Source organism: Alteromonas sp. 4NH20-0104, from assembly GCF_057547795.1.
The window spans coordinates 135,137-154,444 of record NZ_BAAJLP010000004.1 but is presented as its reverse complement, the minus strand read 5'-3'; the positions used below and the strand labels follow the sequence as shown (position 1 = coordinate 154,444).

The following is a 19,308-nucleotide window of genomic DNA, read 5'->3' as shown; positions in this document are numbered from 1 at the left end:
AATTGATTTACGTTAACGTTAGGGTTAGGTTAAAAGTGAATTTAATGTAACATTTATTTAACGTCAAATTTATAAACGCCATGACTGACATAAAACCAAAGTCGTGTGTTTATTTTTTTATACAGGTGTAGGCTATGTGCAGTAGTAGGCTCGAGCAGGTGGTTATCTGTATTTGTTTAAATCTCAATTGAGGCAAGGAAACTATGAGTAAAGAATCTGTCGTTATTGTAGCTGCGAAACGTACTCCCATGGGCGGTTTTATGGGGTCGCTGTCGACGCTGCCAGCCACTGATTTAGGCGCAGAAGCGATTAAAGCAGCATGCGGTGATATTGATGTTGCTGCGGTAGACGAAGTCATTATGGGCTGTGTATTGCCTGCAGGTTTAGGACAGTCACCCGCCAGACAGGCGTCACTGAAAGCAGAATTACCGTTATCGGCAGGCGTAGTAACCATCAATAAAGTCTGTGGCTCAGGCTTAAAGGCGGTGATGCTGGCCTCGGATATGATTCAGTCGGGCAGCGCCGAAGTGATCGTTGCCGGTGGGATGGAAAGCATGAGTGGTGCGCCTTATCTGTTGCCAAAGGCCCGCGGTGGGTACCGTATGGGGCACGGCAAAGTGCTTGACCACATGATGATGGACGGTCTGGAAAATGCCTACGACGGTCAGGCCATGGGTTGTTTTGCCCAGGCAACGGCCGATGCCGAAGGCCTGACTCGTGAAATGATGGATGAATTTGCCATTGCTTCATTGTCGAAAGCCAACGAAGCGATCAACACTGGCACTTTTGGCGATGAAATTGTGCCGGTAACCATTGCTACCCGTAAAGGCGATGTAGTGGTAGACACCGACGAAGGCCCGGGTTCTGCTCGTCCGGATAAAATTCCTTCGCTGCGCCCAGCGTTCAAACGGGATGGTACGGTGACTGCCGCTAATTCAAGCTCTATCTCTGATGGTGCTGCAGCGCTGTTGGTAATGAGTGAGTCGAAAGCTGCTGAACTGGGCTTAACGCCGCTGGCCAAAGTAGTAGCTCATGCCACTAACTCTATTGCACCGGAAGACTTTACTGTTGCTCCGGTAGGCGCGATGGAAAAAGTACTGGAAAAAGCGGGATGGGGTAAAGACGATGTGGATCTGTTTGAGATCAACGAAGCCTTTGCCATGGTGACCATGCTGGCCATTAAAAAGCTGGGCCTGGATGAAAGCAAGGTTAACATTAAAGGCGGTGCGTGTGCGCTGGGTCACCCGATTGGTGCTTCTGGTGCGCGGATCCTGGTTACCCTGCTACACGGCCTGAAGCAAAAAGGCTTGAGTAAAGGGATTGCCTCACTGTGTATCGGTGGTGGTGAAGGTGTGGCACTGGCAGTAGAAATGCTGTAAAACAGGTTCACGACTGTCCAGGGTCCGGTGAGCGGGCCCTGGATTTATTTGCCAGCCTCAAACACCTCAACATTACATTGATTTTATTCGTCATTGTGTCAATCAGTTGATTTAAAGAACGTTGCAACGCATACTTGGTAAAAACAAGAATAAATGACATGGTGATGTTCAGATTACGAACAGTATTTACGCTTTGCTTTGTTATCTGCACCGCTATTTTGGCGGGTGAAGCAAACGCCAAACCGAAATCGGTTACCTATTGTATCGACCCAACCTGGGTACCCTACGAAATGCTCCGCAACGATAAGCATGTGGGGATTTCTGCCGACTACCTTAAACTGATAGGTGAATTGGCGAATCTTGATTTTAAACTGGTGAAAACCGACTCCTTCCGACAGTCTCTTGAATACGTTCAAACCGGCCGCTGTATGTTGATGTCTATGCTCAACAGCTCGGCGCACCGTAATGTCTATCTGGATTTTACGGTGCCGTATTTTCAGTCGCCGAATGTCCTTATTGCCCGTGATGCAAAAGTGATGTATCAGGGGCTTGAAGGGCTTAACAGCCAACTGGTTGGCGTGGCGAAAGACTCTTTTCTGGCAGAATATCTGGCCCGTTATTATCCGCAGCTGAGTATACAGCTGGTTGAAAGTGAGGCTGAGGGATTACGTTTACTAAGCCATGGCGACATTGATGTATTCGCCGGGGCATTGCTGAGTGTGAATTCAGAACTGAATAAAATGAACATGCAGGAAATGGCCATTGTGGGATATGCCGAGCCTTACAATTCTTTACGCATGGGCGTTAATAAGGCCTTTCCTGAGCTGATTGAAACCATTAATGATGCTATCAGACGTCTTCCGGAAGCAGCCCGGGTGGATATTTATAAGCGCTGGAGCAATGTAAAACGTCAGTACCATCAGGATTTCCGTCTTGCGGTACTAGGTATTGCCTGTGTGGCAGTGATACTGGCGACCTTATTCTGGCGGCGCAATATCATTCGAAAATATGGCCGGGAGTTGCGTCTTAAACAGGAAGAAATGGAAAATCTGCAGTCAGTGTTGCTGGAGAAAAACCGCATGCTGGAGTTTTTGTCGTCTCATGATTCCGCCACCAATCTTTATAATCGCAACTTTATGCTGCACCGGGCCGAGGATGAGGTGTCGCGGTTTAACCGTTTTCATACTGCTGCGACACTTATACTGTTTGATTTTTCTACCCAGAATGTACGCCCTAATCCGGGCGATAAACCGTTTTCGGAAGAGGGCATGCGCGAACTGGCCAGAGTGTGTCTGCGTAGCATGCGTGAAGTGGATATTGCCGGGCGCTGGAGTGCCGAGCAGATCATCATTCTTTGTCCACAAACGCCTATTGCGGCATCGAAAATTCTGGCTGAGCGTTTAAAGGATGCCATTGAAACCCATCCCAGGGATGATATTCGTCTGTTACCTTTTTCGATTGGACTGGCGGCGTTGCAGGAAGGCGAGACGTTTGCTGACTGGTATGAGCGAGCGAGTCAGGCGTTGTATCTGGCACGCCGCCATCACAGCGGGAAAGTGATGATTGCAGAAACCTAAGAGGGTGGACGTGAAATAACGAAACAGGGCAGCCATGTGGCTGCCCTGTTTGTATTCTGACTCGCCAAGCGGATTGCTATTACATCAGTGGTTCGTATTTCCACTGGTGCATCTCATAGCTGACTTGCGCGCGGTCATATTCCCGTTCAGAGCGCCAGTTGCGGTTGTTAAGTTTTACCGATACCCCGGAATAAAGCTTCTTATTAGCTATCAGCTTAGCGGCTTCCTGATATTGCTGCTTGGCCTGAGACATTTCCACCGCTTTGCTTTCCATCCAGGTGAGTAAATTCGCCTCGTTTTTAAGCATTTCTTTGGCTTCGTCAATCTTGCTCAGTAATGACTTGGGCACAACGCGGTTATTGATATTATCAATTTTTTGTTTGTGGCGTTCAGTATTGCCCCGAATCTGGCGCAGCAGATCCTCGAAGCTATCCTTGCGTGCCTGCAGCTGATTAAAGCCCATGCTGAAGTCAATGCGCAAAGTGCTACCGGATACAGCGCCTACCGTGCCGGCAATAACCGGCCCATGACTGCTGATTTCACAGGCAAACAGGTTGCCCTGAGGATTTTCCGGCTGTCCAATGACAATCTGGCCACCAGTAATAACCCGACAATGTGCCAGCTGACGACCCACATTGAGGTTACCGCCACACACGATATCCAGTCCCTGACCGTGCTGCAGATAAACACTGCCGCCAGCCTGGATGGTACAGGTGAAGTCGTTATGGTCATCAGACTGCTTACCCATGGCGCCTTCGGTAATGATTACGTCGCCGTCAGCCTGAATGTGGGCAGACTCGGCGAAGCCATTTACAGTGACATCACCTTTGGCTTTTACAATCATATTTTCAGTAACGTCTCCATTAACCAGTACCGAACCTTCATAGGTAATATGGCCGGTGCCAACGTTAACGCCCTGACAAATAAAGGTGTCGTCTACCTGCATCACAAGGTCGCTGTATTTAGGCATGCCGGCTATCGTAGACACTACCAGGTTTTCATCGTGATCGCTCAGCGCCGTGCCACTGCCCAGATTGAGCGGCACCCAATCGCCAACCTTGGAAGGTAAGACGTTACCGCGCACATCGAAGCCGTGGCGGCCTTTACCCGGTGCCTCACGGCGCAATACTTCAGCGCCTGCTTTGACGCAAACAATTTCGCCCAGGTTACGTAAATCGACTTTCTTATCTGTTTTAGCCTGGGGTTTAAGCACTCGCTCCAGCGCATTGGGTACCAGTGGTATCTGCTTGGACGAATGGCCATCGCGGGGCGGCAGGCCTTTGGCTATTTGCCCCTCTACGTGACTGCCTGGCTCAGCCTCAGCCACGCGCTCCAGTAGTGCGCGTATGCGTTTTATGCCGACGCCGCGACGAATACCGCTATTTTTCGCCATCACCTGAATTTGTTCAGCGCGGGGCAGTTGTCCGCCGTGCGGGGCAGTAAGAACGGCATAGGCGCTCATGTTGTCTTCGCTTATGCGGAATTCAACTTCGGTGTGGCGGCGTTCACCAACCTGCTCAACGACCTGTTGAGAGCTGTCGCGGGTTTTAAACAGGTGATTCGCCTTATCACAGGCAGTTTTGATGGCGTTTTGAGACAAATACACTTCGTCGAAGCCTTGTTCGCACAGGGCTTTGTGGACCTCTTCTGCTGAGAGTTCCTGTTCCAGCTCGCCGGGGGAGAGGGTTAACGTTACATTTTCCCGGTTGCTATCGAAAGAAAAATTTACACCTTGCATTGCCATTCCTGTCTGTTATCGCACCAAGTGCGTGAACAAGTCGTATTTGTTATTATTTTATATCTGCAATTTTGGGGATTTCTGTAGTCGTAGACCCTACCCAAATACTATAAATTTTGTGCGTACTCATATAACGCTTTCAATATCGCTTTATGCTCATGATTTTCAGCGTGCTGCATGGCCAGTTGCTCCAGCTCCATGAGGTACGCATCTATTGTGATACTGGCCGGAGAATCTGGTGCTGTCAATCTAAATTGGCGGTGTTGTTGCCAGCGCTGACTCTCATCATAAGTGAGGGTTTGCGGGTAGTTTCTGGCACGATAGCGAAACAGCAGGGTTTTAAGCTTAGGGTTTTGCATGCGTTCAGCCAGTACGCTGAGTTGTTCCGGTTCAGCAATGCGCACGTCATCACACCAGTGTTTCTCTTCACTGGTAAGAAAACCACCGCTGTAAAGCGCATGGTCGGCATCGGGTTCTGAGTCTTCGTGGGGCGTATTGTAAAGCTCTATTAGCGTATCCCGCCAGGCAGTTGCTTCCGTGAGGCGCTTGTAGTGGTTCAGGCACGCTTCGCGATTAAGACCCAGCCGCTCTGCATTGTCTTCAGTGAGGGCCTTGGCAGTGGTGATAAAGGGCGAGCGGTTTATGTGGATCAGTTTGATCCCCGGTCGTTGCTGGCCTTCTTCAAAACTGTCTTGTTTCGCGTAAAGCAAACTCCGCAGGGTCTCTGCATTTTCGCTTAAAATGTCCTCCGGGTCCTTGCTTAAATCCACACAGATAATGGCATTGGGATTGGTAGGGTGCTGCGCTACTGGCAGGATCCAGGTGCAACATCCCTGACTGGCCGGGATTTTTGACGAGACATGCACCAGTGGGGTCAGTTGTTGCAGGTTAATTTGTTTAAGTACCTGAGCTTTCTGACGTAATGAAAATGCATAATCAAATAGCTTGGGCTGCTTTACTTTAATCAGACGCGCCAGTGCAATGGTTGCCCGCACGTCTGCCAGGGCGTCGTGGGCCTGGCCATGGTCGATGCCGTTTGCTGCGGTAAGTAATTCGAGCTTAAAACTGGGGCTGCCATCTTCCCGCAGGGGCCATTCAATGCCTTCGGGACGCAATGCGTAACAGGCTCTGACCAGATCAATGATATCCCAGCGGCTGTTACCGTTTTGCCATTCCCGCCCATAAGGGTCGTAAAAGTTACGGTAAAACAAATAGCGACTGACTTCGTCATCAAAACGAATACTGTTATACCCCACGACACAGGTATTAGGCTCACTCATGGCCTGATGCACTTTGGCCGCAAAGTCAGCCTCTGTCATGCCATCCCGCAAAGTATGCTGTGGCGTAAGCTTAGTGACCAGCGCTGCCTGCGGGTTAGGCAGGTAGTCGTTGGCTATCCGGCACATAATATTGATGGGTTTGCCTACTTCATTCAGGTCCTGATCAGTGCGTATAGCAGCGAACTGACTGGGCTGGTCCTTTTGAGGGCTTATGCCCCAGGTTTCATAATCGTGCCAGAGAAAGGTTGCAGAACTGGTAGTACTCATGTTTAAGGTCGTTTAATCCGTAACGCTTTTGCTTTTATTCCCACATCCTAACATGGTTAACCGGGGGGGAAGCCAGAAAATCCGTGATCGGGAGGAAGTCCCGGTGTGGCAGGTTGAATGACGCTGGCGAAGCACAGCGATAGACAGTAAAGTAAATGACACAACGATAATAAATTTGGGGAACCGATTATGCTCAATCACTTTAAATGTAAACCCTTTTTCGCTGCGTCTTTATGTGCGCTAGGGTTGTCTTTTCAAACCCTGGCTGCCGATGTGGCAATTGTTATCCACGGCGGGGCCGGCACCATTCTGAAAAAGAATATGACGCCGGAGCGTGAACAAGCTTACGTTGAAAAACTAACCGAAGCGGTAAAAAAAGGTTATGCGTTACTGCAATCCGGTGTTGATGGCGAAACTGCTGTGATTCAAACAATACAAGTGCTTGAACAGTCGCCGCTGTTTAATGCGGGCATCGGCGCGGTGTACACTTTTGATGGTGAGCATGAGCTGGATGCTTCTATGATGCATGGTGGCACTCTCAACGCCGGTGCGGTGGCCGGAGTAAAAACCATTGCCAGCCCGATTGAAGCAGCACAGGCCGTAATGAACCATTCTCCTCATGTTTTGCTCAGTGGTAAAGGCGCTGAGGACTTTGCATTGTCCAGGGGAATGGAGCCGGTAGACAATCACATCTTTGATACTGAGCGCCGTTTTAAAGCGCTGGAAAAAGCCCGGGAACGTATTTTAAAGGCTGGTATTGAGTACGGCGGTCAACAGGGTAATGAGCGTTTTGGCACCGTTGGTGCTGTGGTCCTGGATAAGCAGGGGAATTTGGTCGCGGGAACGTCAACCGGTGGAATGACAGCCAAGCGTTACGGCCGAATAGGTGACTCGCCGGTGATTGGTGCCGGTACCTGGGCGGATAATGCCAGTTGTGCCGTATCAGCCACCGGCCATGGCGAGTATTTTATTCGTTACCATGTTGCGGCAGATATCTGTTCACGAATGAAATACACCGGGGTTAGTCTGGATGACGCGGCCAATACGGTTATCAATGAGGTGTTGGTAGAAGCGGGCGGTGATGGCGGTATTATCGCAATCGATCACGATGGTAACATTGCCGCGGTGTTTAATTCTGCGGGGATGTACCGCGCGCAAATAGATACTGATGGCCAAGTGAAAGTAGGCATCTATAAAGCATGGATTGAGTAATACTGATACAGGGCATTAATACCTGTTAATGCCCTGAATGCCTTTAAAGGTGATATAAGTCACACTTTTGGTGAAGTCAGCCTGCTGAAATCACCTTTCCATCCTCCTAAAATACCCCTTTAATACGACCAAAGTAGTGTTAAGAAAAAGTTAACATTCCGGGGTATTCTGAACTAGTCTTAATACAGGGCAAGATGCCCCAGAGGCTGTCTTAATAACCGGGCTTTTTGGACCTTGTTATATAGCTGTAGTATGCGCTATCAACCTCTTGATAATAACAATCACGCCACAGCAGAGCGTTTTCGATTTAATCGTGGCAAAGGAGGAATTATGGAGTCGTTACTGGTCAGTAAATACATGAGTCAGCATCCGGTTAAGCTAACCGAGTCTATGCCGGTGGCTGAAGCAGTGGAAAAACTTTTACACAACAATCAATCTGGCGGCCCGGTGTTAGACAAAGCCGGTGAGCTGTGTGGGTTTTTATCAGAGCAGGATTGTATTAAAGCGATGGTAGAGTCGACTTATTACCGGGAACAAGTGTGTCGGGTGGGAGAAATTATGAAAACGCCCGTACTGACGGTTCGCGATGACATGTCGATTCTGGCCGTGGCAGAAAAGCTATTGGTGGAAAAACCCAAAGTGTACCCGGTAGTTAACAGTGATAATAAGCTGGTAGGCTGTATTACACGCAGTCAAATCCTGTTTGCTATTGATAAACACTTACATGCGGAATATCCCAAAACCGCCTGATGTTTTAGCAGTAAATCGCAGTAACTGGTAGCGGATGACAGCGATTGAGCCGGTATGGCGGGCTGATAAAAGACCAGCTCGCTTGCTTTCGGGATATTGAGACTGGAAAAATGGTCGCGGTTCTTCTAGGATCGCAGCGTTTTTTAGTTTCCGGATATTATCTGCTTTTATGTCAAAGCCTTCGCCGATCAGTGCGCTACTGAGCCAATTGCCGCAATGCCTCATCAAGGACCGGTTTCCTATACGCCGCCAGTTACAAAAACTGGGCAAGGCCGACTTAACCGTTGAAAATAATCAGCAGCAACTGGAAAGAATCATCGAGCGTATTAATACCTCGGTGGACAGGTGTTCGACGCGTAAAGCTTCGATTCCGGACATCGACTACCCGCCGCTGCCTGTCAGTGATAGAAAAGACGATATTAAACAGGCGATTGCCGATAATCAGGTAGTGATCATCGCCGGTGAGACCGGTTCGGGTAAAACGACCCAAATCCCCAAAATTTGTCTTGAGTTAGGCCGTGGCGTGGCCGGCACCATTGCTCATACACAGCCTCGGCGACTGGCTGCCCGGAGTGTGGCAAACCGGATTGCCGATGAGCTCAACACCACTCTGGGGGATTTAGTCGGGTTTAAAATTCGTTTTTCAGATCAGGTGAGTGAGAACAGCCTGGTTAAACTGATGACCGACGGTATGCTGCTGGCAGAAATGCAGCAGGACCGTTTCCTTAACCAATATGACACCATCATTATTGATGAAGCCCACGAACGCAGCCTCAATATTGATTTTCTAATTGGTTATCTTAAACAACTGCTGGCAAAACGCCCCGAACTGAAAGTCATTATTACCTCGGCAACCATCGATCCGGAGCGTTTCTCGCGTTATTTTAATGATGCGCCGATTATCGAAGTGAGCGGTAGGACATTCCCGGTTGAAATACGCTATCACGATCCGGAAGAAGCCGAAGACGATGCCGATCAGGTCGAGCGAATTATTCACGCGGTGGATGAGCTGATGCGCGAGCCCCCCGGCGATATTCTGGTGTTTTTAAGTGGTGAGCGTGAAATTCGCGATACCCAGGATGCGCTGAGTCGCCGCCAGTACCGGCATACCGAAATTATTCCGCTTTATGCCCGGTTGTCGGCGTCTGAACAGCAGCGTATCTTCCAGTCTCACAACGGCCGGCGTATTGTGCTGTCGACCAATGTGGCCGAAACGTCGTTAACCGTGCCCGGCATTAAGTATGTGATTGACCCCGGAACGGCGCGAATTTCCCGTTACAGCGCGCGCAGTAAAGTACAGCGCTTACCCATTGAGCCCATCTCGCAGGCGTCGGCCAACCAACGGGCCGGTCGCTGTGGTCGGGTGTCAGAAGGGATCTGTATTCGCTTGTACGCAGAGCAGGATTACGAGTCGCGGCCAGCATTTACCGATCCGGAGATCCTGCGAACTAACCTGGCCTCGGTAATCCTGCAAATGGCCAGCCTCGGTCTGGGTGATATTAATCAGTTCGACTTTGTTCAACCGCCCGATAGCCGGCAAATTAACGATGGTTTCAGACTGTTGGAAGAAATTGAAGCTATCAGCCGTCACAAAGGCCGGATTGCCTTAACTAAGTTGGGCCGGCAAATATCCCGCTTGCCGGTCGATCCGCGTTACGCGCGTATGGTGGTCTCCGCGGGCGAGTTTAATGCCCTGATGGAAGTCATGGTGATCGCCGCCGGGTTGTCTATCCAGGATCCCCGCGAGCGGCCTCAGGATAAACGGGCCCAGGCAGATGAAGCGCACAGTGAATTTGCCGATAAAGACTCTGATTTTATTGCCCTGTGGAATTTATGGGTGGCGTTTCGCGAACAACAAAAAGCACTGTCTAACAGTCAGTTACGTAAATGGTGCCACGGCCACTTTATTAATTACCTGCGCATGCGGGAGTGGCAGGATATTGTTAGTCAGTTACGTAAATCGGTTGCCGAAATTGACTTGCGTATTACCAGTCAGGCGGCGGATTATCAGGCAATTCACCAGGCACTGTGCAGCGGCTTGTTATCTCACGTTGGAATGAAAGATAAAGACCGCGAATACCTTGGTGCGCGCAATACTAAGTTTATGATTTTCCCCGGCTCTGGCCTGGCTAAAGCGAATCCTAAGTGGATTGTGGCAGCTGAGCTGGTGGAAACCTCCAAGCTGTTTGGCCGCATGGTGGCTAAAATTGAGCCGCAATGGCTGGAAGCGCTGGGCAAGCATTTGGTGAAGCGCAATTACGCCGAGCCCCACTGGTCGAAAAAACGCGGTGCGGTGACAGCCAGCGAGCGGGTTACCCTGTTCGGGCTGCCAATAGTGGCGCAGCGTTACGTGACGTACAGCCAGATTGATCCGGCTACCTGTCACCAACTGTTTATTCGCGAAGCGCTGGTCAATGGCGAAACCCGCATGCGCTATGATTTCCTGGACGATAATCAGGCATTGCTGGAACTCGCCGACGACTGGGAGCAGAAAACCCGCCGCCGTGATCTGATGGTGGATGAGCAAATACTGGTTGATTTTTATGCCGGGAAACTGCCGGTTGAGGTAAATAATGACGCGGCATTTAAAAAGTGGTTAAAGCAGCAGCCTTCAACCGGGTTTTTGCGTCTTACCGAGCAGGATGTGTTTCGCGAACAACCGGGTACGTCGGCGGCCAATGCTTTTCCCGATGTGTGGCAGCAGGGCAATATCAAATTGCCATTGAGTTACCATTTTGAGCCCAATGCTGAAGATGATGGCGTGACAGTGACTATCCCGTTGCCGTTGCTGAATCAGGTGGTGGATGACGGCTTTGACTGGCAGGTGCCGGGACTGCGTGAAGAAAGGGTTATTCAACTGATCAAAAGCCTACCGAAACGGCTGCGGCGTAATTTTGTGCCTGCACCTAATTACGCGCAGGCCGCACTGGCGGATATGCGCATGCAGGAAGACAAGTCCGGTAAGCCGATAAAACTGCTGGATGCGCTGGCTACCAAGCTGTTACGAATGACCGGTGTCAGGGTGGAGCCGGAGGACTGGCAGCTGGATCAGCTGGATAAGCATTTAATCATGCATTTTGCGGTAGTAGACGCTGACCACAAAGTATTGGGGCGTGGGGACGATCTGGAAGCACTGAAAGACCGTTTGCAGGGCAGGGTAAAGGAAACCTTTGAACAGGCTGCTACCCCTGAACTGGAACGTAAGGACATTACGGCCTGGGATTTCGACAGCCTGCCTGCCAGTTTTACGCAAAAACACGGCGGCTTTGAGGTACAGGCTTATCCCGCGCTGGTTAATCATAACGGTCGGGTGGACATTGAGTTGGTGGCCGAACAGGAAAAAGCGAATGCTTTGCATCAGCAGGGGCTTAATCGCTTATTGATGCTGGGAATGCCATCGCCGGTGAATTACCTGGAACAAAAGTTACCAAACAAAGCCAAGCTGGGCTTGTACTTTAACCCGTTTGGGCAGATTAAAGCCCTTATTGACGACTGTATTCTGGCGGGGATAGACGCGCTCAGCCACGAGTTCCAGGCGCAGCATAGCCTGATTATTCGTGATAAAGCGAGCTTTGATCGTTGCCTGGACCATGTACGGGCGAACATCAATGAGTCGGTGCTGGCTATCGCTCAACAGGTGGAAACCGGCCTGACCCTGGCTCATCAGTGCCAGAAAAAGATGAAAGGCAAAGTATCGCTGGATATGGTGGCTGGCCTTAACCACATCAAACAGCATCTTGGCACGCTGGTTTACCCGGGATTTGTGGCCGAGGTCGGTTTTGCCCGGTTGGCAGACTGGAACCGTTATATTAAAGCGCTGGCTCGCCGTCTGGAGAAACTGCCAGTGGATCCTAATCGTGACCGGTTACAACAGATCACGCTGGACAAAGTAGAGCAGGCTTATGCCGGGGTCCTCAATAAATATCATGCTGATAAAGTGCCTGAAGCGCTGGCTGAGGTCCGCTGGATGATTGAAGAACTCAGAGTTTCCCTGTTTGCTCAGCAACTTGGCACCGCTTATCCGATCTCTGCTAAACGGGTATTAAGCGCTCTGGAAGCCTTTTAAGTGGCTGGTCTGAGGATTTATAAACCAACAAATAACGTTATTTTAAACATAACCCTCAGGCTGGTCTGAAATTACATTGACAACTCACGGATGTCACCCTATAAACTTGTTAGTAGTAGGGCAAGTTTGCCCTTCCATTTGCAGTTGAGGTGAGAGGAGAAGTAAGTAGATGTTAGGATACGATGATAAACGCAACTTTTTCAGGATGATGGTTAACTCTCCGTGTCAGTTACAAATAATCGATGATGAGTCGAGCCGGACGCTTCAGGCGGTGTGTAAGGATATCAGCGCAACCGGTATGTCGTTGGAAGTTGATGAACCATCAATTGAAGTCGGCACGCAGGTGAGCGTTAGCATCGATTCAACCAGTTCACAAATTCCATCGTTATCGGCAGTAGCAAAAGTGGTGCGTTGCTTACCTGAGTCTGATAGCAGTTGTATTGTGGGTGTTGAAATTTCTGAAATGAAATAGTTAACGTTTAGTCAGACTAAGCGCTACCTCTGGCGGGCAGCGCTAGGATTCGTTCGTTCTATGAATGGCTTAATTCCCTACAGAACGACGCAAACCAGTCCTTTCAGGTAATAGCCTTCCGGGTAGTTCAGGCCTACCGGATGATCCGGCGCCTGGGACAAATGCTCGAGAATTTGCACCCGACGGCCGGCATCCAGTGCTGCGTCTGCAACAATTTTCTGGAACAACGACTGTTCCATTAAGCCCGAGCAGCTGAATGTCAGCAAGATACCACCGGGTTTGACCGCGTGAATTCCATACATATTGATATCTTTATAGCCGCGACAGGCCCGTTTAAGCGAAGCTTTGCTATCGACAAACTTGGGCGGGTCGAGGATCACCATATCGAACTGCTGTTGTTGATTATGGTAACTGCGCAGTACTTCAAACACATCGCCTTTTACCTGCGTACATTGCTCTGGCGCAAAGCCATTGAGTGCAATATGGCGGCTGGCCATGTCCAGCGCCGGTTGCGAAACGTCAACATTGGTGACATGTGATGCCCCGCCATTCAACGCATAGCAGGCAAAGGTGCCGGTGTAACTGAAACAGTTAAGCACGCTGGCCTGGTTCGCATAACGGCTGGCAGCCAGCCGGTTTTCACGCTGGTCGAGATAAAAACCGGTTTTGTGACCCGTATTCGGATTAACCACAATTTTTACGCCGTGTTCGACAATCTCCACTTCATCGGGAATGTCACCGTGTAACGGCTGGATCAAAGGTTCAAGGCCTTCTTTATTTCTGACATCCACATCACTGCGTTCAAGAATGGCTACCTCGGGTAACAGTTTTTGCAGAGCCCAGACAATTTTACTTCGATGTTTGTCGGCACCGGCACTGAGTAGTTGCAGTACCGCCAGGTTGTTGTACAGATCAACGGTAACACCCGGCAAGCCGTCCGATTCGGCCGCAATCAGTCTGCAGGCATTGGTGTTGGCCTGTTGCATCAACCGCTGGCGCAGTTGCCAGGCTTGTTCAATACGACGCAGAAAAAACGCGTTATCAATGACTTCCTGCTGGTCAAAAGTCCAGATGCGTACCCGAATCTGGGACTCAGGAGAGTATGCGCCACGTCCCAGCCATGAGCCGTCAGCGGCTACTACATCTACTGTATCACCCATGCGGCAGCGACCTGTTACACTAGCGACAGCGCCATCAAAGACCCAGGGGTGATGACGTTTAAGCGATTTCTCGCGACCTTCTTGTAATATAACGGTAGCAGGCATACTCTGACATTCTTCTTTGTTTATCCGGCGCGCAGTATACTGGTTATTGCCGTTCACTGCACGGCCCGGATTATTTGCCACAGGACTGGCTATGTCTGCTTCTGCCGTTATTATCACCAATCATTTGCATGAAATGGATTTTCAAACCATTCATGAGTTTATTCGTAACAGTTACTGGGCGAAAAATATCCCCGTGGCAACATTACATAAAGCACTGGAAAATTCGTTGTGTTTTGCGGCGCTCGATTCGCAGCAAAACACGGTAGCGTTTGCCCGCGTTGTCACGGACAAAGCCACATTTGGTTATCTGTCTGATGTGTTTGTGTTGCCTGAATGTCGTGGGCGCGGTGTGAGCCGTGAAATACTCGATGCAGTAGTTACCCATCCGGATTTACAAGGGCTCAGACGATTTATGCTGGCCACCCAGGACGCCCATGGTTTATACACAAAATACGGCTTTTCACCGGTGGAAGATGCCAGTCCGTTAATGCAAATCTGGCAGCCGGATATTTATCAACAATGAGTGTTTTCATGCAATTTATTCAACATACCGAAGGTGATATGGCATCGGGTTTGTCGCTGCAAAGCTGTGACTTACCCATTCCTACCGCCACTCAGGTACGGGTTAAAGTGTCTGCTTTTGCCGTTAATCGTGCCGATTTGCTACAGCGCGCAGGGCATTATCCACCCCCGCCGGGAGAAAGCCCGATTCTGGGGCTGGAGGTCTGCGGTAAGATTGAATCGGTGGGCTCTGAGGTGTCAGACTGGCAGCCCGGACAGCGAGTGTGTGCCATTGTGGCTGGTGGCGGTTACGCCGAATATGTGGTTATTGAAGCCCGGCACCTGATGGTCGTGCCGGCAGCAATATCGGATGCAGAAGGGGCGGGCCTGAGTGAGGTCTTTTTAACTGCGTATCAGGCGCTGCGTTGGGTCGGAGGGATTGAAAACGGTCAGAAGGCACTGATCCACGCCGGTGCCAGTGGCGTGGGACTGGCCGCTCTGCAATTGTGTAAGTTGTGGGATATCAGTACTGCCACTACCGCGTCATCGGCACAAAAACTGGCCACCTGTGCCGCGGCGGGCGCTGAATTGCTGGTGAATTACAAGCAGGATGACTTTGTGCCCAAACTCAAAGCACACTGGCCTGAGGGCGTTAATATGGTGCTCGATATGGTGGCTGGTGTTTATCTGAATCGCAACCTTAAAGTGTTAGCGACAGACGGGGCAGTGGTGTACCTGGCCATGATGGCCGGGCGCTTTGCTGACAAACTGGACATGGCATTGCTGTTAGGCAAGCGGGCCAGTGTGCGAGGCACCACCTTACGAAGCCGCGACAACGACTATAAAGCGCGCCTGGTAGAGGCATTTAGCCGGGATTGCTTGCCGGCGTTTAGCCGCGGTGAATTAAAAGTACCGGTTGATACGGTCTATTCAGTGAATGAAGCAGAGCAGGCGCATCAGCAGGTGCTGAGCAATAACACCAGCGGTAAGGTGATCATTAGCTGGTAATGCACCGCTGGATGGCCTGTTGCTATTTTTGCTGCTTCCAAATTAACGCAATTCTCAGGAGATATGATGAGTGAACAGTATGTCCCACCGAAGGTATGGGTAAACGATACGGCCGGCGCAAATAAGTGGGCCAGCATTAACAGTCCGGAATCCGGCGCTCGTTTTGAGCGTGAGCTACCGGTAGGCGAGCATCCGCTACAACTTTATTCGCTGGGTACTCCAAACGGGCAGAAAGTAACAATCATGCTGGAAGAGTTATTGGCGGCCGGGGTTACTGCGGCAGAGTATGATGCATTTCTGATTAATATTGGTGAGTCCGATCAATTCTCATCGGGTTTTGTAGCCGTGAATCCGAATTCGAAAATTCCTGCGTTGGTAGATAAATCCGGCGAAAAAGAGATTAACGTATTTGAATCGGCGTCGATTTTGGTTTATCTGGCAGAGAAGTTTGGTAAGTTCCTGCCAATTGAAGGCCTGGCCAGAACCCAAACCTTAAACTGGCTGTTCTGGGCACAGGGGTCGGCCCCGTTTCTAGGCGGCGGCTTCGGCCATTTTTACGCCTATGCCGACGAAAAACAGGAGTACCCGATTAATCGCTTTGCCATGGAAGCAAAACGCCAGTTGGACGTGCTGGATAAGCATCTGGCGCAGAATACCTATATGGCGGGCGATGAATACACCATCGCCGATATCGCGATCTGGCCGTGGTATGGCTGTTTGGCTCTGGGTTATCTGTATAACGCCGCTGAGTTTCTGCAGGTTCACACTTATACTCATGTAAGGCGCTGGGCCGGGCAGGTTGAGGCTCGTGAAGCGGTGCAGCGAGGCCGCATTGTTAACCGTACCTTTGGTGAGGAGTGGGAGCAGCTTCGTGAGCGCCATGAGGCTGGCGATATTGATAAAGTGCTGGCTAATAAGCCGGACTGAGATGTTTAAGGTAAAGCGCCCGACAGCGGGCGCTTTCGTGAATCATGGGTTATAACCGGTATCTTCTTTGGTAGGTGATTCGGCGGCGTTACGGGCTAAATCGTCACAGCGTTCGTTTTCCGGGTGACCACTGTGGCCTTTCACCCAATGCCAGTTAACCTCGTGTGGCTTGATCGCTTCATCAAGCGCTTGCCACAGGTCGGCATTTTTTACCGGCTTTTTGTCTTTGGTGCGCCAACCGTTGCGCCGCCAGTTATGGATCCATTGGTTTATACCGTTCTTCACGTACTGACTGTCGGTGGTTAATTCAACCTGACAAGGCTTGGTCAGCAATTTGAGCGCTTCAATGGTGGCCAGCAGTTCCATGCGGTTGTTGGTGGTAAGCGTAAACCCCTCACTGATCTCTTTACGGTGCTTACCGTAAATCAGGATGGCACCATAGCCGCCAGGGCCAGGGTTGCCTAAACAAGAGCCGTCAGTATAGATATGCACAGATTGTTGGGCCACGAATTCTCCTTTTTTTAACCTCAAGCGTGGTCACTTGGCAGTGGCTTGGTATACTACCGCAAACAGCAATAAGATAAGAGTGGTTTATGCGTCAAATTGTACTGGATACAGAAACAACAGGTATTAACCCCAGAGAAGGCCACCGGATCATCGAAATAGGTTGCGTCGAGGTTATTAACCGTCGGCTGACCGGGAATCACTTTCATGTTTATATTAACCCGAAACGGGAAATTGAACAGGAAGCCATCGAGGTTCACGGTATCACCAATGAATTCCTGGCCGATAAGCCGGTATTTGCCGATGTAGCCAGCGAATTTATTGAGTTTATTCGCGGCGGCCAGTTAGTGATTCATAATGCGCCCTTCGATGTGGGCTTTATGGATCATGAGTTCGCCATGCATGGCCCTACAGCGAGCGTAAAAACCAAAGAGATTTGTGGCGTTTTAGATACCCTGGTGCTGGCCCGTGATATGCACCCGGGTCAGAAGAATAACCTTGATGCTTTATGTAAGCGTTATGGTATCGACAACAGCCACCGTGAACTGCACGGTGCATTGCTGGATGCTGAAATCCTCGCCGATGTGTATCTGATGATGACCGGCGGCCAGACCGACCTTAACTTATCAGGGAATAATCAGGCCAATAATCGTGGCGCTGAAGTGATCCGCAGAATTCCCCGTAATGGAAATAAATTAAAGGTTATTCAAGCTACTGCCGATGAATTAACACAACACGAGGCGCGTCTGGACCTGGTACAAAATCCTATCTGGCGCCAGTAAACCGGTGAATTTTGCCAACACAGGGCTAATTGGGTGAGCAGAGCATTACTGACAATCTTAGGCGTGGCACTGGCCTTTTCGGTGAGTGCCCAACAGCCAGAGCCACAGGACGCGGAACCTTCGTCTGAGGCGTCGGCCGGACCAACTGAGAGTGAGTCGCCCATTGCGCTCATTGGCAGCGATTATGAAAACGGGATTAAACTCCTGCAAAACCGGTTTCGCATTGATCACAATGTTAAGGAAGTCACCATGGTGTTCTTCCGCGAGTATGGCTCTGCGCCGGTTGTGCTGGTACGCCCGGATGGCTCGAAGATATTTCAGTCTCAGGTAGAAGGGGAAGATATCTTCTGGTTTGATTCTGATACCTACGACATGATCAGCATTAAAAATCCGGTGCCTGGCCCCTGGCAGGCAGTGGGGCAAATTGTTGAGGGCAGCCGGGTAATGGTGCTTTCGGATATCGCCTTACATGCTGAGCCATTACCTCCTATCTTATTTTCCGGCGAAATTCTCAAGCAAACTGCTTATCTTACCAATGGTGACAAACCCATTGATTACAGCCAGTTTCGGGATGTGGTGGAACTGACTATCGATCTGGTGAGCACCAATAACCCCAATTACGATAACTTTGGCGCTGACGACCAGCAAATTGCTACGTTTGAAGACAATGGTAGAGGCATGGATGAGGCCCCCCTTGATGGTGTTTTTACCGGCCAGTTTAATCTGAATGTACCGGCTGGTGAATGGCAGCCGATCTTTCGGGTTTCAACGCCGATGTTCACCCGTGAACAGGTCGACCCGCCGCTCAGGCTTTATCCCAACCCGGTTAAAATTGACGTTGAGCTGGACGGCGGGGGAAATGATTACCACAAGCTGTTGATTGACGTAGACCGAGAGCTGGTGGATATCAATACACTACTGGTTGATGGCAAGGTGCGTTATCCCAATGCAGACGTGCGCAACTTTTCGCTGACTGAACTGGGTGGAGATGTTCGTGAGTATCTTATTATTGCGTACGATTATGGCATTTTCAGGGTCAAGATGACCGCTTACGGCAAAACGGTTAATGGCCGCGATTTTATCCTCGATGTACCGGAGTTTACTTTTTTGGTGGCTGAGCCGGAATTACCGGAACCCGAGGTGGCTGAGTCGGCGGCTGAAAATAATGTGGATGAAGTGATACCTGAACCACCTGTGATGGCAGAAGAAGAGGGGATGGATGATGACGACCTGATGATGTGGTTGATCATCGTTAACGGCAGTATTGTGGGTGTGGGACTCTTGGGTGCAGTGGTGGTTATTTTACTGAAGCGCCGTAAACGTAAGGGCAGTGCTCAGCCGGCCAAAGCCAAGGCAGATGCAAAAGCCGCCGCTAAACCTGCCGAGGCGGCGAAACCGGGATTCTTAGGCGGGCTGCTAGGCAAGTTTAAAAAGCCTAAAGAATAACCTGTAGGTACCGGTTTTGCTGGCTTTTCAGTCAACGTGGCGAATTAACAGGCAAACGATCCAAAGAATGACACTTTCGTGAAAAAAACCGTTGACTCCTTTCAGGGTAATACGTATCATCTGCGCCGCAGTGA

At 50.2% G+C, this 19,308-nt stretch carries 15 protein-coding genes; 11 read left to right on the top strand and 4 right to left on the bottom strand.

Annotation, left to right across the window (positions count from 1 at the left end):
• Positions 1 to 203 precede the first annotated feature (203 nt).
• Both AC27IB_RS04425 and AC27IB_RS04420 read left to right on the top strand, forming a co-directional pair.
• Positions 204 to 1,379: a thiolase family protein gene (locus AC27IB_RS04425; RefSeq protein WP_296050653.1), complete on the top strand. Its 1,176-nt coding sequence runs from the start codon at positions 204 to 206 to the stop codon at positions 1,377 to 1,379.
• A gap of 158 nt (positions 1,380 to 1,537) precedes the next feature.
• Positions 1,538 to 2,956, top strand: a complete 1,419-nt coding sequence (locus tag AC27IB_RS04420) for a transporter substrate-binding domain-containing diguanylate cyclase (protein ID WP_487119184.1) — start codon at positions 1,538 to 1,540, stop codon at positions 2,954 to 2,956.
• Between the two features lie 79 nt (positions 2,957 to 3,035).
• Here AC27IB_RS04420 and AC27IB_RS04415 read toward each other — a convergent pair whose 3' ends face one another.
• Together AC27IB_RS04415 and sbcB are read right to left on the bottom strand one after the other, a co-directional pair.
• Positions 3,036 to 4,694, bottom strand: a complete 1,659-nt coding sequence (locus AC27IB_RS04415) for a flagellar assembly protein A (RefSeq protein ID WP_296050659.1) — start codon at positions 4,692 to 4,694, stop codon at positions 3,036 to 3,038.
• 107 nt (positions 4,695 to 4,801) lie between these two features.
• Positions 4,802 to 6,241: an exodeoxyribonuclease I gene (gene sbcB, locus AC27IB_RS04410; protein ID WP_296050662.1), complete on the bottom strand. Its 1,440-nt coding sequence runs from the start codon at positions 6,239 to 6,241 to the stop codon at positions 4,802 to 4,804.
• 189 nt (positions 6,242 to 6,430) lie between these two features.
• Between sbcB and AC27IB_RS04405 the strand changes: the two genes are divergently transcribed.
• The 4 genes from AC27IB_RS04405 to AC27IB_RS04390 all read left to right on the top strand — a co-directional run bounded on the left by AC27IB_RS04405 (position 6,431) and on the right by AC27IB_RS04390 (position 12,741).
• Entirely contained in the window at positions 6,431 to 7,453 is a 1,023-nt protein-coding gene (locus AC27IB_RS04405) for an isoaspartyl peptidase/L-asparaginase family protein (protein ID WP_487119181.1), read from the top strand.
• 330 nt (positions 7,454 to 7,783) lie between these two features.
• A complete protein-coding gene (locus AC27IB_RS04400; RefSeq protein ID WP_487119179.1) occupies positions 7,784 to 8,203 on the top strand; it encodes a CBS domain-containing protein in 420 nt (139 codons plus the stop codon).
• A gap of 169 nt (positions 8,204 to 8,372) precedes the next feature.
• Entirely contained in the window at positions 8,373 to 12,269 is a 3,897-nt protein-coding gene (gene hrpA, locus AC27IB_RS04395; protein WP_487119177.1) for an ATP-dependent RNA helicase HrpA, read from the top strand.
• Positions 12,270 to 12,438: 169 nt separating this feature from the next.
• Positions 12,439 to 12,741, top strand: coding sequence for a PilZ domain-containing protein (locus AC27IB_RS04390; protein ID WP_296052786.1), 303 nt, complete (start codon positions 12,439 to 12,441; stop codon positions 12,739 to 12,741).
• Positions 12,742 to 12,818: 77 nt separating this feature from the next.
• Here the strand turns inward: AC27IB_RS04390 and AC27IB_RS04385 are convergent, their stop codons facing one another.
• On the bottom strand, positions 12,819 to 14,006 hold the full coding sequence (locus tag AC27IB_RS04385; protein WP_487119282.1) for a class I SAM-dependent rRNA methyltransferase: 1,188 nt from the start codon (positions 14,004 to 14,006) through the stop codon (positions 12,819 to 12,821).
• Positions 14,007 to 14,097: 91 nt separating this feature from the next.
• On the opposite strand from AC27IB_RS04385, the gene AC27IB_RS04380 reads away from it, so the two are divergent.
• The 3 genes from AC27IB_RS04380 (at position 14,098) to yghU (ending at position 16,442) form a co-directional block, all read left to right on the top strand.
• Complete coding sequence (locus tag AC27IB_RS04380) at positions 14,098 to 14,529, top strand: GNAT family N-acetyltransferase (protein WP_487119175.1); 432 nt, start codon at positions 14,098 to 14,100, stop codon at positions 14,527 to 14,529.
• 8 nt (positions 14,530 to 14,537) lie between these two features.
• Positions 14,538 to 15,515, top strand: a complete 978-nt coding sequence (locus tag AC27IB_RS04375) for an NAD(P)H-quinone oxidoreductase (protein ID WP_487119173.1) — start codon at positions 14,538 to 14,540, stop codon at positions 15,513 to 15,515.
• A gap of 66 nt (positions 15,516 to 15,581) precedes the next feature.
• Positions 15,582 to 16,442 (top strand): glutathione-dependent disulfide-bond oxidoreductase, encoded by an 861-nt coding sequence (gene yghU / locus AC27IB_RS04370; protein WP_487119171.1) that lies wholly within the window; start codon positions 15,582 to 15,584, stop codon positions 16,440 to 16,442.
• Between the two features lie 42 nt (positions 16,443 to 16,484).
• Here yghU and rnhA read toward each other — a convergent pair whose 3' ends face one another.
• Positions 16,485 to 16,949 (bottom strand): ribonuclease HI, encoded by a 465-nt coding sequence (rnhA, locus tag AC27IB_RS04365; RefSeq protein WP_296052792.1) that lies wholly within the window; start codon positions 16,947 to 16,949, stop codon positions 16,485 to 16,487.
• An 86-nt stretch (positions 16,950 to 17,035) separates the two neighbouring features.
• Here rnhA and dnaQ point away from each other — a divergent pair, with 86 nt between their 5' ends.
• Together dnaQ and AC27IB_RS04355 are read left to right on the top strand one after the other, a co-directional pair.
• Positions 17,036 to 17,728: a DNA polymerase III subunit epsilon gene (gene dnaQ, locus AC27IB_RS04360; RefSeq protein WP_296052794.1), complete on the top strand. Its 693-nt coding sequence runs from the start codon at positions 17,036 to 17,038 to the stop codon at positions 17,726 to 17,728.
• 33 nt (positions 17,729 to 17,761) lie between these two features.
• Positions 17,762 to 19,174, top strand: coding sequence for a TIGR03503 family protein (locus AC27IB_RS04355; RefSeq protein WP_296052796.1), 1,413 nt, complete (start codon positions 17,762 to 17,764; stop codon positions 19,172 to 19,174).
• The last annotated feature ends 134 nt before the right edge of the window (positions 19,175 to 19,308 follow it).

What these genes read in the sequence shown, in the direction of transcription:
- AC27IB_RS04375 (WP_487119173.1), top strand. Translation starts at nt 14,538, where the DNA reads ATGCAATTTATTCAACATACCGAAGGTGATATGGCATCGGGTTTGTCG.
- AC27IB_RS04385 (WP_487119282.1), bottom strand. Translation starts at nt 14,006, where the DNA reads ATGCCTGCTACCGTTATATTACAAGAAGGTCGCGAGAAATCGCTTAAA.
- hrpA (WP_487119177.1), top strand. Translation starts at nt 8,373, where the DNA reads ATGTCAAAGCCTTCGCCGATCAGTGCGCTACTGAGCCAATTGCCGCAA.
- AC27IB_RS04415 (WP_296050659.1), bottom strand. Translation starts at nt 4,694, where the DNA reads ATGCAAGGTGTAAATTTTTCTTTCGATAGCAACCGGGAAAATGTAACG.
- AC27IB_RS04425 (WP_296050653.1), top strand. Translation starts at nt 204, where the DNA reads ATGAGTAAAGAATCTGTCGTTATTGTAGCTGCGAAACGTACTCCCATG.
- AC27IB_RS04405 (WP_487119181.1), top strand. Translation starts at nt 6,431, where the DNA reads ATGCTCAATCACTTTAAATGTAAACCCTTTTTCGCTGCGTCTTTATGT.
- yghU (WP_487119171.1), top strand. Translation starts at nt 15,582, where the DNA reads ATGAGTGAACAGTATGTCCCACCGAAGGTATGGGTAAACGATACGGCC.
- AC27IB_RS04390 (WP_296052786.1), top strand. Translation starts at nt 12,439, where the DNA reads ATGTTAGGATACGATGATAAACGCAACTTTTTCAGGATGATGGTTAAC.
- AC27IB_RS04380 (WP_487119175.1), top strand. Translation starts at nt 14,098, where the DNA reads ATGTCTGCTTCTGCCGTTATTATCACCAATCATTTGCATGAAATGGAT.
- sbcB (WP_296050662.1), bottom strand. Translation starts at nt 6,241, where the DNA reads ATGAGTACTACCAGTTCTGCAACCTTTCTCTGGCACGATTATGAAACC.
- dnaQ (WP_296052794.1), top strand. Translation starts at nt 17,036, where the DNA reads ATGCGTCAAATTGTACTGGATACAGAAACAACAGGTATTAACCCCAGA.
- AC27IB_RS04420 (WP_487119184.1), top strand. Translation starts at nt 1,538, where the DNA reads ATGGTGATGTTCAGATTACGAACAGTATTTACGCTTTGCTTTGTTATC.
- AC27IB_RS04400 (WP_487119179.1), top strand. Translation starts at nt 7,784, where the DNA reads ATGGAGTCGTTACTGGTCAGTAAATACATGAGTCAGCATCCGGTTAAG.